The 15,387-nt window shown below is 62.8% G+C and carries 14 protein-coding genes, 1 tRNA gene and 1 riboswitch; all 15 genes read right to left on the bottom strand.

Going from position 1 to position 15,387, the window contains the following annotated elements:
- Positions 1 to 109: 109 nt before the first annotated feature.
- Positions 110 to 194 (bottom strand) — tRNA-Leu (locus tag IWX85_RS00320).
- Positions 195 to 310: 116 nt separating this feature from the next.
- Entirely contained in the window at positions 311 to 724 is a 414-nt protein-coding gene (gene secG / locus IWX85_RS00315; protein WP_196868360.1) for a preprotein translocase subunit SecG, read from the bottom strand.
- A 33-nt stretch (positions 725 to 757) separates the two neighbouring features.
- Entirely contained in the window at positions 758 to 1,516 is a 759-nt protein-coding gene (tpiA, locus tag IWX85_RS00310) for a triose-phosphate isomerase (RefSeq protein ID WP_036810363.1), read from the bottom strand.
- 32 nt (positions 1,517 to 1,548) lie between these two features.
- A complete protein-coding gene (locus IWX85_RS00305) occupies positions 1,549 to 2,535 on the bottom strand; it encodes an NAD(P)H-quinone oxidoreductase (protein WP_036810360.1) in 987 nt (328 codons plus the stop codon).
- A 78-nt stretch (positions 2,536 to 2,613) separates the two neighbouring features.
- On the bottom strand, positions 2,614 to 4,722 hold the full coding sequence (pnp, locus tag IWX85_RS00300) for a polyribonucleotide nucleotidyltransferase (RefSeq protein ID WP_196868359.1): 2,109 nt from the start codon (positions 4,720 to 4,722) through the stop codon (positions 2,614 to 2,616).
- Between the two features lie 276 nt (positions 4,723 to 4,998).
- Positions 4,999 to 5,265 (bottom strand): 30S ribosomal protein S15, encoded by a 267-nt coding sequence (gene rpsO, locus IWX85_RS00295; RefSeq protein WP_029524379.1) that lies wholly within the window; start codon positions 5,263 to 5,265, stop codon positions 4,999 to 5,001.
- A gap of 139 nt (positions 5,266 to 5,404) precedes the next feature.
- Positions 5,405 to 6,625: a pyridoxal phosphate-dependent aminotransferase gene (locus IWX85_RS00290; protein ID WP_370584159.1), complete on the bottom strand. Its 1,221-nt coding sequence runs from the start codon at positions 6,623 to 6,625 to the stop codon at positions 5,405 to 5,407.
- Between the two features lie 15 nt (positions 6,626 to 6,640).
- Positions 6,641 to 7,906: a branched-chain amino acid ABC transporter substrate-binding protein gene (locus IWX85_RS00285; protein ID WP_036810354.1), complete on the bottom strand. Its 1,266-nt coding sequence runs from the start codon at positions 7,904 to 7,906 to the stop codon at positions 6,641 to 6,643.
- Between the two features lie 86 nt (positions 7,907 to 7,992).
- Complete coding sequence (gene tsaD, locus IWX85_RS00280) at positions 7,993 to 9,054, bottom strand: tRNA (adenosine(37)-N6)-threonylcarbamoyltransferase complex transferase subunit TsaD (RefSeq protein ID WP_036813643.1); 1,062 nt, start codon at positions 9,052 to 9,054, stop codon at positions 7,993 to 7,995.
- A gap of 63 nt (positions 9,055 to 9,117) precedes the next feature.
- Complete coding sequence (locus IWX85_RS00275) at positions 9,118 to 9,915, bottom strand: 3-oxoacyl-ACP reductase (protein WP_196868357.1); 798 nt, start codon at positions 9,913 to 9,915, stop codon at positions 9,118 to 9,120.
- On the bottom strand, positions 9,912 to 10,955 hold the full coding sequence (locus IWX85_RS00270; RefSeq protein ID WP_196868356.1) for an ABC transporter substrate-binding protein: 1,044 nt from the start codon (positions 10,953 to 10,955) through the stop codon (positions 9,912 to 9,914). Before IWX85_RS00270 ends, IWX85_RS00275 begins: the two co-directional genes overlap by 4 nt.
- Complete coding sequence (locus IWX85_RS00265) at positions 10,952 to 11,731, bottom strand: ABC transporter permease (protein ID WP_196868355.1); 780 nt, start codon at positions 11,729 to 11,731, stop codon at positions 10,952 to 10,954. Before IWX85_RS00265 ends, IWX85_RS00270 begins: the two co-directional genes overlap by 4 nt.
- Positions 11,728 to 12,480, bottom strand: coding sequence for an ABC transporter ATP-binding protein (locus tag IWX85_RS00260; RefSeq protein ID WP_196868354.1), 753 nt, complete (start codon positions 12,478 to 12,480; stop codon positions 11,728 to 11,730). The genes IWX85_RS00265 and IWX85_RS00260 overlap by 4 nt, the downstream gene beginning before the upstream one ends.
- Before the next feature lie 48 nt (positions 12,481 to 12,528).
- Entirely contained in the window at positions 12,529 to 13,989 is a 1,461-nt protein-coding gene (locus IWX85_RS00255; RefSeq protein WP_196868353.1) for an acyl-CoA reductase, read from the bottom strand.
- Positions 13,986 to 15,104 carry a long-chain fatty acid--CoA ligase gene (locus IWX85_RS00250; protein ID WP_196868352.1) on the bottom strand — a complete coding sequence of 373 codons (1,119 nt, stop codon included), beginning with the start codon at positions 15,102 to 15,104 and terminating at the stop codon, positions 13,986 to 13,988. The genes IWX85_RS00255 and IWX85_RS00250 overlap by 4 nt, the downstream gene beginning before the upstream one ends.
- A 67-nt stretch (positions 15,105 to 15,171) precedes the next feature.
- A riboswitch (TPP riboswitch) is annotated at positions 15,172 to 15,286 on the bottom strand.
- Between the last annotated feature and the right edge of the window lie 101 nt (positions 15,287 to 15,387).

Genomic DNA, 15,387 nt, shown 5'->3' with positions numbered 1-15,387 from the left:
TGAAAAGCCACCCGCACAGAAAACCATGCAGATTGCCTGCACGGCTTGTACGAGTTTACCGTTTGAGCCGAAAGCAGCCACTGGGGCGCTGCTGCCGATGCTAATCATCTGGTGCGGACGGCGAGACTCGAACTCGCACAGCTTTCGCCACTACCCCCTCAAGATAGCGTGTCTACCAATTTCACCACGTCCGCGGTACTTGCTTTGCCTGGATGGCATGAGGAAACTCTTCGGCTTTTGCTTTCCAGACAGACTCAGAGTTTACCCTGAAATCGCCAGGCTTTTACCCTGATGTCCTGGCTTTATGGTCTTATTTCGTGGGGATTTGAGCCGCGCCAGATGCTGGCACGGCAGGGGCTGGAGGAACTGCCACGTTGGCGGGAGCAGGTACGGTAGTGCCAGGAATCTGGGCTGCGCCTGATGCCGCAAGAGCAGGCGCCGTGACGGCTGCGCCTTCCAAAACGCTTGATCCGGAACGGGGTTGTTGCGCACCCCCAAAATAGGCCAGCATTAACGTGCAGGCAAAAAACAGAGCCGCCAGGATGCCGGTACTACGCGACAGGAAATTAGCGCTTCCGCTGGCACCAAACAAGCTTCCGGAGCCGCCGCTGCCAAATGCTGCACCCATGTCGGCTCCCTTGCCATGCTGAACCAGGATCAGGCCCACCATGCCCAGCGCCGAAAGCATTTGAACAGCCAGCACAGCAGTCAATAAAATATTCATGATTATTCCTAATTTAATAGCAAACTACGCCCGTCAAACCGGCGCAGAAGCAATGATTTTCAAAAAATCCAGGGCCTTGAGCGAAGCGCCGCCTATCAGCCCGCCATCGATGTCCGGCTGGGCCAGCAAAGTCGCGGCATTGGCTGCGTTCATGCTGCCGCCATACAGTATCTTGATACGGGATGACTGATCGGTCGCCGCTTTCAGTTGGCCCCTGAGCACCGCATGCACGGCCTGGGCTTCTTCCGGCGAAGCCGTCTTGCCCGTGCCGATGGCCCAGACCGGCTCATAGGCCACCACCACTTCGCTGATGCAGTGCCCGTTGGCATGGATCACCGCCGCAAGTTGACGCTTCACGACTTCTTCAGTACGACCAGCTTCACGCTCGGCCAGCGTTTCACCCACGCAAACGATAGGCGTGATGCCTGCTGCTAGCGCGGCCCTGGCCTTTTCAGCCACGAGCGCATCGGTTTCGGCATGGTACTGGCGTCGCTCTGAATGGCCGACGATGGCGTAGCGGCAACCCAGTTCCTTGAGCATGGCAGCACTGACCTCGCCGGTGTACGCGCCCGAACCCTGAGCAGACACGTCCTGCGCGCCCACGTCCAAAGCCGACAGTGCCGGGTAGTTCGATTTCAGGGAATGAAGCTGCATCAAGTACGGGCTGGGGACGCACACGGCCACTTCGCAGGCCTGGCCTTGTGCCAGCCCTGCAGCAAGGGCCGCCAGCAGTTCTTCATTGGCAGCCATGCTGCCGTTCATTTTCCAGTTTCCAGCAATCAGCTTTTTCATAAGGTTCTTTGGGTGTTGCCTTCTACTTCTACTTACCAGGTCAGGACGATCTTGCCGATGTGCCGGTTCGATTCCATCAGGGCATGCGCGCGGGAAGCGTCGGCTGCAGCAAAGGTGCTGTGAACCACGGGCTTGATCGCCCCGCTGGAGATCAACGGCCAGACTTTTTCCTTCAGCGCCGCGGCAATGGACGTCTTGAATTCCAGCGAACGCGGCCGCAGGGTCGATCCGGTAATGGTCAGCCGCCTGCGCAGCACCATTCCGGCGTTGAACTCAGCCTTGACCCCTCCCTGCACGGCAATGATGACGAGCCGGCCATCCTCGGCCAGGCATTCGACTTCACGCGCGACGTAACTGCCGCCGACCATGTCGAGGATGACATCAACGCCTTGCCCTTTCGTCAGCTTCTTGACTTCCTCGACGAAATCACTGGTTTTGTAATTGATCGCATGGTCGGCACCCAGGGCCATGCAGGCGGCGCATTTTTCGTCAGTGCCCGCTGTCACCAGCACCATTGCGCCCATGGATTTGGCGATCTGGATCGCCGTCACGCCGATGCCGCTGGAGCCGCCCTGCACCAGCAGGGTTTCGCCTTTTTGCAGACGCGCGCGTTCAAACACATTGCTCCACACGGTGAAGAATGTCTCAGGCAGGGATGCTGCCTCTATATCGCTCAGTCCCTCGGGCACCGACAGGCATTGCCCGACAGGTGCCACGCACAGTTCCGCATAACCGCCGCCCGCCACCAGGGCGCACACCCGGTCGCCGATTTTCAGATCGGCCGCCGACATCGCGGATGCATCGCCGCCGACGATCTCTCCGGCGACTTCCAGTCCAGGAATGTCAGACGCGCCTGGTGGCACGGGATAGTTTCCCGTACGCTGCAACACGTCAGGGCGGTTGACACCACTGGCACGCACGCGGATCAGCACTTCGCCGGCAGCCGGCTCAGGGTCGGGACGCGTGCCCGCTTGCAGCACCTCGGGCGCGCCAAAAGAAGTGATTTCAATGACTCTCATGATGTTTCTTGGTCATTTGTGCCGCCAGCGCATATTCCATATGCACTGGCGGCTACAAAATCGATAGCAGATTACGAATCAACCCTGATGAACGGGACGGTCCAGCAACGCCTTCATCGACAGCTTGACACGCCCTTTTTCATCGGTCTCCAGAACCTTGACCTTGATGATCTGGCCTTCTTTCAGGTAGTCGGTAACCTTCTCGACCCGCTCGTGGGCGATCTGGCTGATGTGCAGCAGGCCGTCCTTGCCGGGCATCAGGTTGACCAGCGCACCGAAGTCCAGGATCTTGGTGATCGCGCCTTCGTAGACCTTGCCGATTTCGACTTCGGCGGTGATCTCGGCAATGCGGCGCTTGGCTTCGTCAGCCTTGGCGCTGTCGTTCGAGGCGATGGTGATGGTGCCGTCTTCCTCGATGTTGATCTGGGTACCAGTTTCTTCGGTCAGCGCGCGAATCACGGCGCCGCCCTTGCCGATCACGTCGCGGATCTTTTCGGGGTTGATTTTCATGACATACAGGCGAGGTGCGAAGTCGGACACTTCGGCATTCGCCTGACCCATGGCTTCCTGCATCTTGCCCAGGATGTGCATGCGGGCTTCCTTGGCCTGGGCCAGCGCGACCTGCATGATTTCCTTGGTGATGCCCTGGATCTTGATGTCCATCTGCAGCGCGGTGATGCCGAACGTGGTGCCGGCCACCTTGAAGTCCATGTCGCCCAGGTGATCTTCGTCGCCCAGGATGTCGGTAAGCACGGCAAAGCGGTTGTCTTCCTTGATCAGGCCCATGGCGATACCGGCCACGTGCGCTTTCATGGGAACGCCAGCGTCCATCAGCGACAGGCAGCCGCCGCAGACCGACGCCATCGACGACGAGCCGTTGGACTCGGTGATCTCGCTGACCACGCGCATGGTGTAGGGGAATTCTTCCTTGCTCGGCAGCACGGCGATCAGCGCGCGCTTCGCAAGCCGTCCATGGCCAATCTCGCGGCGTTTCGGGCTGCCCACGCGGCCGGTTTCGCCGGTGGCGAACGGAGGCATGTTGTAGTGCAGCATGAAGCGGTCTTCGTAGTCGCCGCTCAGCGCGTCGATACGCTGCGCATCGCGCTCGGTGCCCAGCGTGGTCACGACCAGCGCCTGGGTTTCGCCGCGCGTGAACAGGGCGGAACCGTGGGTGCGCGGCAGCACGCTGTTGCGGATTTCAATCGGGCGTACGGTGCGCGTGTCGCGGCCGTCGATGCGCGGATCGCCGGCCAGGATCTGGCTGCGGACGATCTTGGCTTCGATGTCGAACAGCATGCCTTCAACGGTCACGCCGTCGAATTCAACGCCTTCGGCCTTCAGGCCCATCTTGGTCCAGGTGGTCACTTCGCGCGTGGCATGCGTGCGGGCCTGCTTGTTGCGGATCTGGTAGGCAGCGCGCAGCTTTTCCTCGGCCAGTGCACCAACCTTGGCGATCAGCACGTCGTCCTTGGCGGGCGCCTGCCAGTCCCAGACCGGCTTGCCGGCGTCACGCACCAGTTCGTGGATCGCATTGATGGCGATGTTGCCCTGCTCATGGCCGAACACGATGGCGGCCAGCATGATTTCTTCGGACAGTTGCTTGGCTTCGGACTCAACCATCAGCACGGCGGATTCGGTACCAGCCACCACCAGGTCCATCGTCGAATCTTTCAGCTGAGTCTTGCCGGGGTTCAGCACGAATTCGCCGCCAATATAGGCGACGCGGGCGGCACCGATCGGGCCATTGAACGGAATACCGGAAATCGCCAGCGCGGCGCTCGACGCGATCAGCGCAGGAATGTCGCCTTCGACTTCAGGGTTGAGCGACAGCACATGGATGACGACCTGCACTTCGTTGAAGAAGCCTTCGGGGAACAGCGGGCGGATCGGGCGGTCGATCAGGCGCGAGGTCAGCGTTTCGAATTCACTCGGGCGGCCTTCGCGCTTGAAGAAGCTGCCGGGAATGCGGCCGGCGGCATAGGTTTTTTCCAGGTAGTCAACGGTCAGCGGGAAAAAATCCTGACCGGGCTTGGCATCCTTCTTGGCAACCACGGTGGCCAGCACGACAGTGCCATCCATGTCCAACAACACAGCGCCGCCGGACTGGCGCGCCATTTCGCCGGTTTCCATCGTGACCTTGTGCTGGCCCCACTGGAAGGACTTGGTGACTTTATTGAAAATGCTCATGTGTTTTCTCCATTTTTTCAAGGCACGCCAGGCGGTGCCAAAAGCCCGGAGCGGCGGCTGGCCGAACACGATGCCATTCCATAAAACGCCTGGCAGCGGGAATCCGCAGGGCTTGTCTTGTGGAATGACACAGCGCGTGCTCGCTGGGCCTGGCTCCGAAATCATCAGCCATGCCATGGACACGACTGAAAGTTGAACAGCTAATTTTTGCAGTTTTAAAGTGCAAAACGCCTGAGCTAGTGAACTAACTCAGGCGCTTTTTGGTAGGTTTACCGATTATTTGCGCAGGCCAAGCTTGGCAATCAGCGCGATATAACGGGCGGCGTCGCGGGACTTCAGGTAGTCCAGCAGCTTGCGGCGGCGGCTCACCATGCGCAGCAGTCCGCGGCGGCCGTGGTGGTCCTTGGCATGGGTCTTGAAATGGGGCATCAATTCGTTGATGCGGCCGGTCAGCAAGCCGACCTGGACTTCAGGACTGCCGGTGTCGGTGGCGGAACGGGCATTGTCCTTGACAATCTCGGCTTTGATTGATTTTGCGATCATGGGTTTTCCTCTTGCAACGGTGTTGCGACTGGCGAGCGAGGCAGTGTTCCCGCGATTGGGACTTGACCGCTTTTGTCGTGATCTCCGGCATGTTGCTTACTGCCTTTTCAAGCAGCCGCATACAGCGCAGAACCTCGGATTATAGCGCAAGCCAGCGCTGCAAACGCTCCACGCCCTGCTCCAGCCTGGCCACATCCCGGCTGGCAAAACACCAGCGCAGCCAGCCTTGGGCATCCTGCCCGGGATTGACCATGAAGGCATTGCCCGGCGCCAGGCCGAGTCCGGCCTCGACCACCAGGCGCTTGGCGGTTTCCAGCGAGTCGCCGAATCGGTCCTGGTCGGACAGCCTGAAAAAGGCGTACATGCCGCCCTTGGCCGGCGCCACTTCCACGCCGGGCAACGCCTGTAGCAGCGGCACCAAAGTGTCACGGCAGGTCTTGAGGTGCGCCACCAGTTGTGGCGTGACGTCATTCGTCCCCTGCAGCGCGACCAGCCCGGCGCGCTGGATGAACACCGGCGCGCACGAGGTGTTGAACTCCACCAGTTTGCCCATGTGCACCGTCATCGACGCCGGCATCACCAGCCAGCCCAGGCGCCAGCCGGTCATCAGGAAACTCTTGGAAAAGCTGTGCGCCACGACCAGCTGGTCTTCGGGGCCGGCGATGTCCAGAAAGCTGGGCGCGCAGCCATTGGGCGTGGGATCAAAGTAAAGGCGTTCATAGACCTCATCGGCCAGAATCCAGGTGCCGGTCTGGCGGCAATGCGCCAGGATCATTGTTTGCTCCGCCCGGCTCAGCGTCCAGCCAGTGGGATTGTTCGGCGCATTGACAATCAGCAGTTTGGTGGCCGGCGTGATGGCAGCGAGCAGTTCGGCCATGTCGAGCTGCCATTCGCCGGCTACCGGCTTGAGGCTGACGCAGTGCAGCCGGGCGCCCATGATCAGCGGCTGCGCCGTCAGGTTGGGCCAGACCGGCGTCACCGCCACGACTACGTCGCCGGCATCGACCAGCGCCTGCACCGCCAGCATCAGCGCATTGACGCCGCCCGAGGTCACGGCAATACGGCCGGCGCCAATCGGCGCGGCACCTGGGCAACGCAGGCCGGTGGAATACGCTGCAATGGCATCGCGCAATTCGGGCAAGCCAAGGTTGTGCGCATAAAACGTCTCGCCCAGCTGAAGCGAGGCAATGGCGGCATCGCGGATAAAGGCTGGCGTTCCCTCGTCGCTCTCGCCAAACCAGAATTTCAGCACATCGCTGCGGCCCATGCCGGCATTGGCCACTTGTCGGATCATGGATTCTTCAAGATTCAGGACGGTCTGTCGCATGCGTTTCTTTTTTTGGGGTTGAACGTGTGAGATCGGCTGGATAAAAGTTCAGGGACGAATCATCGTGCAACTGGTCGGCTGCTCAGCCCGTTGCGCGGAAATGGCCTTGATGACGCGAAAACCGTAGCCCGAGCCTTCGACATCGAACCGCGTGCCCGGCGCCCCCTGCCTGTCCATCATGGCGACGGCCAGCGGCTGCTGGAACTGGTGGTCGCTGGCGCGCATGCTGCCCTTGAAGCCGGAGAAATTCACCGCTGCCTTTTCCATCTGCGCAGCCACGGCGGCGGCTTCGCTGCTGCCAGCTTTCTCCAGGCTCTGGGCCAGCGTTTCCACCATCAGCTGCATGCGCATGTGGACATAGTCGTCCTGCGGCCTGGGAAAGCGCTGTCGAAAGGACTGATAAAACGCTTCGGATGCCGCACCCGGCGTGTTGGGAAACCAGTCGGCCACTGCGATCACCTTGCCGACACCCGCATCGCCCAGCGCGGCGGGCACGCCCAGCGCATTGCCGTAGAAGGTGTAGAACTTGCCGTCGTAACCGACTTCCCTGGCCGCCTTGATGAGCAGCGTCAGGTCATTGCCCCAGTTGCCGGTGAGCACCGCCTGCGCGCCGCTGGACTTGATCTTGACCGCATAGGGAATGAAATCCTTGACGCGGCCAATCGGATGCAGCTCGTCGCCGACGATCTGGACATCGGGCCGCTGCGCCGCCATCTGCTTGCGCCCTTCGCGCAGCACGGCCTGGCCAAAACTGTAGTCCTGGCCGATCAGGTAAACCTTTTTGACGGCCTTGTCTTCCTTGAACACATCCATCAGCGCGGCCATGCGCATATCAGCATGGGCGTCGAAGCGGAAATGCCAGTAGCTGCACTTCTCGTTTGTCAAAATGGGATCGACCGCCGAATAGTTCAGGAACAGCACCCGTTTGCCCGGCTCACGTTCGTTGTGCTTGTTGATGGCATCAATCAGCGCCGCCGCCACCGCCGATGAATTGCCCTGCGCGATGACGGTCACACCGTCATCAATCGCCGAACGCAGGGCAGCCAGCGATTCCTCGTTCTGGCCCTTGTTGTCATAGCGCTCAATCACCAGATTGTGCCGGCCGTCGGCCAGCTTGACGCCGCCGCGCGCATTGACGCGTTCGGTGGCCCAGACCAGGTTGCGGAACACGGCCTCCCCGGTGTTGCCAAAAGCGCCGGACAGGCTTTCGATCAGCGCAATGCGCACGGGCGGCTGGGAAACGGGTTGCGCCTGGGCCAGCAATGAAAGGCCCAGCCCCAGGGCTGCAGCGGTGCGCTTGAAAATAATTTGCATAAGAAAAGAGAAAAAATTCCTGTGTTGTTGGCATCTGAATCCGGCGCCAGCCGGACGTGGTCGAGCCCGGAGAAATGATCAGGCGTTCAGCCTGCCGGGACGGGTACGGGCTGGATCTCGGAAAGGTTCCAGCGCGGTTTCACGTCAAAGGTATAACCGCCCTGGAGCTTCTGCAAATCGACCAGTCCGGCCTGCAGCCGCATGCCAGCCGCCATGGCGATCATGGCGCCGTTGTCAGTACAAAACTCCAGCTCGGGGTAATGCACGCGAATGCCGCGCTGCCGGCAGGCGGCATTGAGCTGGCTGCGCAGCGAGGCGTTGGCGCCGACGCCGCCCGCTACCACCAGCCGCTTGAGCGCGGTTTGAGACAGGGCGGACAGCGTTTTTTTCACCAGCACGTCGACAATGGCTGCCTGCGTGGACGCGGCCAGATCGGCCTTGTGGCTTTCCAAGTCGTTGCCCAACTTTTTCGCTTGCGTCAGCACGGCGGTCTTCAGGCCGGCGAATGAAAAGTCCAGGTTGCCGCTGTGCAGCAAGGGCCGGGGCAATTTGAAAGCCGTGCCGTCGCCTTCAAGCGCGAGTTTTGCCAGATGCGGTCCACCGGGATACGGCATGCCCATCAGCTTGGCCGACTTGTCGAAAGCCTCACCGGCTGCATCGTCAATCGTTTCACCAAGCAACTCGTAACTGCCGACGCCATCAACCCGCATCAACTGGGTATGCCCGCCCGAGACCAGCAGCGCCACGAAGGGGAATTCGGGCGGATCAGCACTCAGGAAAGGCGACAGCAGATGGCCTTCCAAGTGGTGTACGCCCATCGCCGGCTTGCCCAGAGCGGCAGCCAGCGAGCTGGCCACGCCAGCACCGACCAGCAGCGCGCCAGCCAGGCCCGGGCCGCGCGTGTAGGCGACCACATCGACATCGGCCAGCGTGCGTTGCGCGCCCTGCATGACTTCCTGCGTCAACGGCAGCACACGGCGGATGTGGTCACGGCTGGCCAGTTCAGGCACCACGCCGCCAAAGGGCTGGTGCATGGCAATCTGGCTGAACAGGGCATGCGACAGCAGGCGCGGCACGCCGCTGCCGCTGGCATCGACCAGCGCCACGCCGGTTTCATCACAACTCGACTCAATTCCAAGAACCAGCATTTTTTCAAACATGGCGGCTAGTTTAGGCGACGCGCTTAAGCCACAAGGCCCGCATTGTCAGCGCTACTTCATCACCAGCCCGCCATCGACAAACAGCACCTGCCCCGTCATAAAGCGGCTCCAGTCCGAGGCCAGGAACAGCACCGGCCCGGCTACATCGTCGGGCGTGGCCACCCGCCGCAGCGGGGTTTGACCGACGATCATCGCCCTCACCTCTTCAGGCGTGCCCTGGCTGGCCGACGTGGGGTAGACCAGGCCTGGCGCGACGCAGTTGACACGAATGCCGAGCGGCCCCAGCTCGACGGCCAGGTTGCGGCTGAAGCCGACCAGCGCGGACTTGGCCGTGGTGTAGTCGTGGTAAGGAATGGACGGCCGCTCGATCAGATCGCTCACCATGTTGATGATGCTGCCCCGGGCGCGTTGCCTGAAATGCGGCAGCACGGCCTGGCAGACGTTGTAGGCGGCGTGAACCGCGCCGTCCACCTGCGCCTCGTAGTCGCTCCAGGCCAGTTCCCAGAACATCTTGCGCTGGTCCGGGTCGAAGGTGAAACCCTTGAAAGCGTTGTTGACCACTACGTCGATGCGGCCGACTTCGTCCAGAACCTGAACCACCATGGCCTGAACCGCAGCTTCGGAACAGACATCTGCCTGAATCGCCAGGCCATCGCCGCCCACCTCCTGGCAGCGCGCCACCACCGCGTTGGCGGCCGCCTCGTTGCGCAAGTAGTTGACAACCACCAGCGCACCCTCGCGGGCAAAGGCCAGCGCAATGGCCGCACCGATGCCCCGGCTGGCGCCGGTGACCAGCACCACCTGGCCCTGAAACTTCAAGGCACTTGCACCATGGGCTGCGGTGCTCATGGCGCGGGCAGCAAGTCCTGGCTTACCACCTCCGAAATCTTGATGGGGCGTTGCACCAGCCCCAGCGCAAGGTAGGTGTCAGCGGCTTTTTGCAGCACCGCCAGGTCAAAGGCGCCGAGCCCGTTTTTGCGCGTCGTGGCCGACACACTGGCCAGGTTGCGCAGGCCGATGATTTCACGATTGACGGCGACATCCTTGCCGTCGATCGCATAGTTGACCGCCAGCGCCGCCGCCTCGTCAGGCTGCTTGATCATCCAGCCGGCGCTGTCGCGGTAAGCCGCTAAAAATTGGCGCAGCAGCGGTTTTTTCCGCTGGTAGGTTTCCTCGCGCACGACAAACATGTCGCTGGAGACATTCAGGTAATCCTTCACCTCCATGACATTGACATCGGCCAGGCCTTTTTGCCGGCCGACCAGCAAGCCGGTGTCAGTGGCGGCAGTGGCGTCCACCTGGCCCTGCATCAGCGGCGCGAAATTGAGCAGGCCGGTCACCACGATGGTCACATCCGATTCGCGCAGGCCGGCCTGGTGCAGCAGCACCAGCAGGTTTTGCCGCGTGCCGCTGGACAGGCTATACACGCCAATCTTCTTGCCTTTGAGGTCCGCCGGCTTGCCGATGTTGCTGCCCTTGAGCGACACCACGTTGAAAACATTTTGTGGATAAATGTCGTAGATGGCACGCAGCTTTTCCCCTTTTTCCAGCGCCGAGAAAAAGGAACCCGGGTCGGTGAAGGCGATATCGGCCTGCCCGGTCAGCAAGTTGCGCAGCGCGTCACCGCCGCCCGCGCCCGGCACGTAGCGCAGTTCAATGCCCCTGGCCTTGAAAAAGCCTTTGTCTTCATCGACCAGCAAGTGGGTAATTTCCGTGATCGGCTTGCTCCAGCCAGCGACGACGAATTTCTCCAGGCTGGCGGGCGGCGCAGCTGACGCCGCCAAGGCGGTGCCTGCCAGACCGGGGCTCAGCAGTACGACCACCGTGGCAGCCGCAGCCAGCCGGGCAAATGAGCGGCGGGAAAATGAAGAATTCAAGCTTTTTTTCATGATGGTGTTTCCTTGGGGAACGGGGTGACGCGGGACGCCAGCAGGCGTTTTTCCAGCACGAGGGACAACTGGTACAGCAGCAGGCCCAGCAAGGTGATGAGCACCAGCACGGCAAACATCAGCGGCGTGTCCATCATGCCCTGCGAGGCGATGATCAGAGCGCCCAGACCGGAACTGCCTCCAATGAACTCGCCGACGACGGCGCCGACCAGCGCCAGCACCACGGCCACGCGAAAGCCGCCCAGGATGCCGGGCAAGGCCGAGGGCAGCTTGAGCCGCAGCAGCGTCTGCCAGCGCGTGGCGCCCAGCATGCGAAACAGTTCCAGCCGCTGCCGGTCCACCTGCGCCAGGCCGGTCATGGTGTTTTCCATCAGCGGAAAAAAACAGACCAGCGCCGTGATCACCACCGTCGAGGTCATGCCAAAGCCAAACCAGACAATGAACAGCGGCGCCAGCGCCAGCTTGGGAACGACCTGGCTGGTGATGACATAAGGCATCAACAGGCGCCGCAGGCTGGGCGATTCGCCCAGCGCCACGCCGCCGACCAGGCCCAGCACGCAGCCGGCTGCCAGCCCCAGCACCAGTTCCAGCACCGTCTGCCCGATATGCGGCCACAAGTAGCCCGACAGCAAGCCTTTGTATAGCGCGTCGAACACCAGCGACGGCGGCGGCAGCACCAGCGCCGACAGCTTGAGCTGGCGCGCCAGCACTTCCCAGCCCAGCAGCCCGGCGGCAAACAGCAGCCAGGCAAAAAAGTGCGCTCGGCGTGCGCTCATGACGTGCCCTCGCCACCATCCATGCCCGCCCTGAGCTGCGCGCACAGCGCATTGAAGGCCGGGCTGTAGCGCACGTCGCGTCCGCGCGGCCGGGGCAGCGCCACCTGCAGGTCCTGGCAGATGCGCCCGCCCGCCATCACGGCCACCCGGTCGGCCAGATACACCGCTTCACTGATGTCATGCGTGACGAAAAACACCGTGGTCTGGCGCAGGCGGCACAGCGCCAGCAAGTCGTCCTGCAGGTCTTCGCGGGTGATGGCGTCAAGCGCGGCAAACGGCTCGTCCAGCAACAGCATGGCGGGCTCGCCGACCAGCGCGCGGGCAATCGCCACCCGGCTTTGCTGGCCGCCTGACAGATGGCGCGGGTAATGGTTTTGCAGGGCCAGCAAGCCCATCAGCGACAGCAGTTCACGCGCCCGGGTTACTTCCTGCGGCGTGGGCAGATGGCGCAGCGACAGTGGCAGCAGCACGTTGTCGAGCACGGTGCGCCATTCCAGCAGCGTCGGCGACTGAAAGACAAAGCCCAGCGCGGGGCCGGGCCGGGTGTGCGCCACGCCTTGCAGGCGTATTTCCCCGGCACTCGGCTGCAGCAGGCCGGCAGCCAGCTTGAGCAGCGTGGTTTTGCCGCAGCCGCTGCGGCCGACCAGGCAATGAAACTCGCCCTGCGCAATGCGCCAGTCCACCCGGTCGACCACGGCCGGCCAGCCCGGATAGGTGTAGCTCACCTGCGCCATGTCCAGAAAACTCATGGCTGGCGCCCATCTGTTCGGCCGGTGCAACCGGTGCGGCACAGGGCACTAATCGACATAGGGAGCAAAGCTTTCAGCGGCAAGTTCTGCCGATTGTTCAATCTCGACCATCTGAACCAGGTCCAGCAGATTGAAGCGTCCGTCGTGGTGCCAGCCGGCCTCGGGCGCGGTCATGCTGCCCAGCGCGCAGATGCGGGTCACGCCAGCCTGCCCCAGTTGCTCGGCCAGCGCAAACAGCTCGGCGGGCGCGGCCGCCAGCCCCACGGTCTGCAGATAAATGCGGCTGCGGGCAATTTCAGGAAGCACCTGCGCCAGGTCGTCCACCGCCACCACCAGCACGGTGCGGTTCAGCGCGCTGGGCGCCAGCCCCTGCACGCCATCGGCATAGGCCACGCGCCAGGGCGTGTCCGCATCGCCCATCAGGCTGGCGCCGGGCTGGGTCATCAGCCGCAGCTCCTGCGCCTGGTTCCAGCGCGCCACTTCGCTGGCCTCGTTTAGCGGCAGCGTGCGGCGTGGAAACCGAGGCTCAAGGCTGGCAATGGCTTGCGCCAGGTAGTGCGCAAATGCCTGCGGCGACACCTTGCCGCCACGCTCGACGTAGAACAGCTGCGGCGAATAGCAGCCCTGCTGGTCATAGCGCACCACGTCGCAAGCCGCCTGCTGCGCCGTGGCCGGGGCCTTGCGCGCATCCAGCGCGGCACGGGCCACCATGCCAAAACTGAGCTTGTGGCCAAAGCCCAGAAAGCGGGTGGTAATGGGCACCTGCGCGCGCAGCGCCTGCAGCGCGCCATTGCCGCCATAGGCCAGCACCAGATCGGCCTGCGCAAACAGCGCCTGCTCCAGCGGCGCGTCGCCACCCTTCCACCAGCCCACCGCCAGGCAATCAGCCAGCGCCGGGTCCAGCTCCACCAGCAGGTGGGCGAACCAGCCGGCAAACAGCGGCTCGGCGCTGGGCAACTTGCCAATGCTGCCCGACTTGACCAGCAGGCTTGAGATCAAACTCCACAGCGGCAAACCCGGCACATTGCCGGCCCAGACGTGAATCAGCAGTTCCGGGCCCACGGCCCTGGCAAAGCCGCCCTTGGGGCGCGGCTGGAATTCATCGAGCAGCTTGGGATTGGAAAAATCCTCGGCCACGAAGCGCTGCAGCTGTGGCTGGCGAAAGGTTTTCAGGTAACTGGTCAGCCCCAGCCGCACCATCTCGGCGTCGTAGCCGGTGACCAGCGGGAGCAGCCGGTCGGCCTGCTGACGATACGGGTCGCTGCGGTCCAACAGGCGCGCGATGGCGCGATCGACCAGCGTGATGATCTGCGACACGCTGCGCGTCTTGAGGTACGCCCGGCTGCCCTGCTTGACGCGCTCGGCCAGCGCCGCCCATTGCGCCTGGCTCAGGACCGGCACGGCCACTTCCAGCCGGTCGCTGCCGGTCCCAAAATGCAGCGTCTGCCATGCCAGTTCCTCGGCCTTGAAGCCCGGCAGGTAGCCGGCCACGGCGTATAGCGTCGTCATGCGCGTGCGGCCTGCAAAAATTCTTCCACCGCCAGCGAGCAACCCTTGGCCTGCGTGCCTTGCGCGCGGCCGAGCAGCAAAAACCCGCCCGACACCGCCACGCCCACGTCTTCCGTCAGAATGGTCGTCACCGAGTTGAAATTGGCCAGGTCGCAGTGCGCCAGCACGCCCTGCTCGCCGTGTGCCACCTCCGCGCCGCTCAAGGGGTTGACCAGCCGCGAACGTATCCAGTGCGGGCCCGACTTGACCGCCGGCAGCACCGCATTGCCGTTGTCGTAGAACTGCGTGCTGAGCTCGGTCATGCCGTACATGTTGATGCAATGCTCCGGCGGCACGCCCAGCAGCGCCGTCAATTGCGCATAAAACTGCACCATGGGAATCTCGCGCGACTGGCCCTTGAAACCGCCGGTGTCCAGTACCCGGCTGCCCGCTGGCAGGGCAAACTTTTGCCCCTGCTGCGCCAGCGCATCCATCAGGTGCACCAGGCTGTAGGAGGCACCCAGCAGCGCATAAGGCTGCGCCGTGGCCTCGGCCTGCGCCAGCGCCGCACACACGCCCGCCGTGTCAAGTCCGGCGGCGTCGATGAAGTAGCGGCTGCCGTCCGCGCCAAAGGTTTGCAGCGCCAGCGCCAGGTAATGCGCCAGCGATGAGTTGGCCATCACCTCTTCGGTCGGAAACAAGATGCCCATGGCGATGCTGCTCTGGCCGCGCATGAAGCGCCGGGCAAAGTTGGCGCGCATCGAGGCGTCGTACACCGCCAGCGTAGGGTGATGGTGCTTGCCCTTGACGTCACCCTGCGTGGTGCCGCTGGTCATGAATACGCGGTCAGTGCTTGAAGGCGGCTGGCAGGTAAGACTCAAGGCCTTGAAGGCAGTGATGGGAACGGCCGGAATATCCTGCCAGGTCTTGACCGTGCGCGGCGTCTTGCCGCGCTGCCGGCAAAAGCGCTGGAACGGTGTGTTGTGGGCAAACTGGTAGGCAAACAGCGCCAAAGCCTGGGCGTTGAAGGCTTCGTCAGTGACGCCATCCTGCGCCATGAAGGCCAGCACGCCGTCAACGATTTGGGCGGTAAGCGCAGGCGGGCTGGCGGGTGTTGCGGTGTCAAGGGCATCCATGGTCGTCATTCCTTCAAGAGTCCGCGTTGGCAGGGTGCTCCGAAAGTCGCGATGGCAAGGTTATGAACCCTTTCCTGACAGCTCTTCTTACGTCGGCATGACCCGATTCAAGTTCGCGGGTTTGGTAGAACCATCTCAGCCGTCCTGCCATCGCTGGCCGGAGTGCACCCCGAAGCGCAGCCGATTCTACGCGCAGAGGCCTGTTGCTTCATGCGGCGCAATGCTCTCCATCAGCCCCGTCCACGAACCGCGCCTGCGCTGTGACCATACCCGGGATGGCCGA

It is taken from the genome of Polaromonas sp. CG_9.11, assembly GCF_015752225.1.
In the GTDB taxonomy this organism is placed as follows: domain Bacteria; phylum Pseudomonadota; class Gammaproteobacteria; order Burkholderiales; family Burkholderiaceae_C; genus Polaromonas.
The sequence above is the reverse complement of the archived record's forward strand: the minus strand, read 5'-3'. Positions and strand labels throughout refer to the sequence as shown.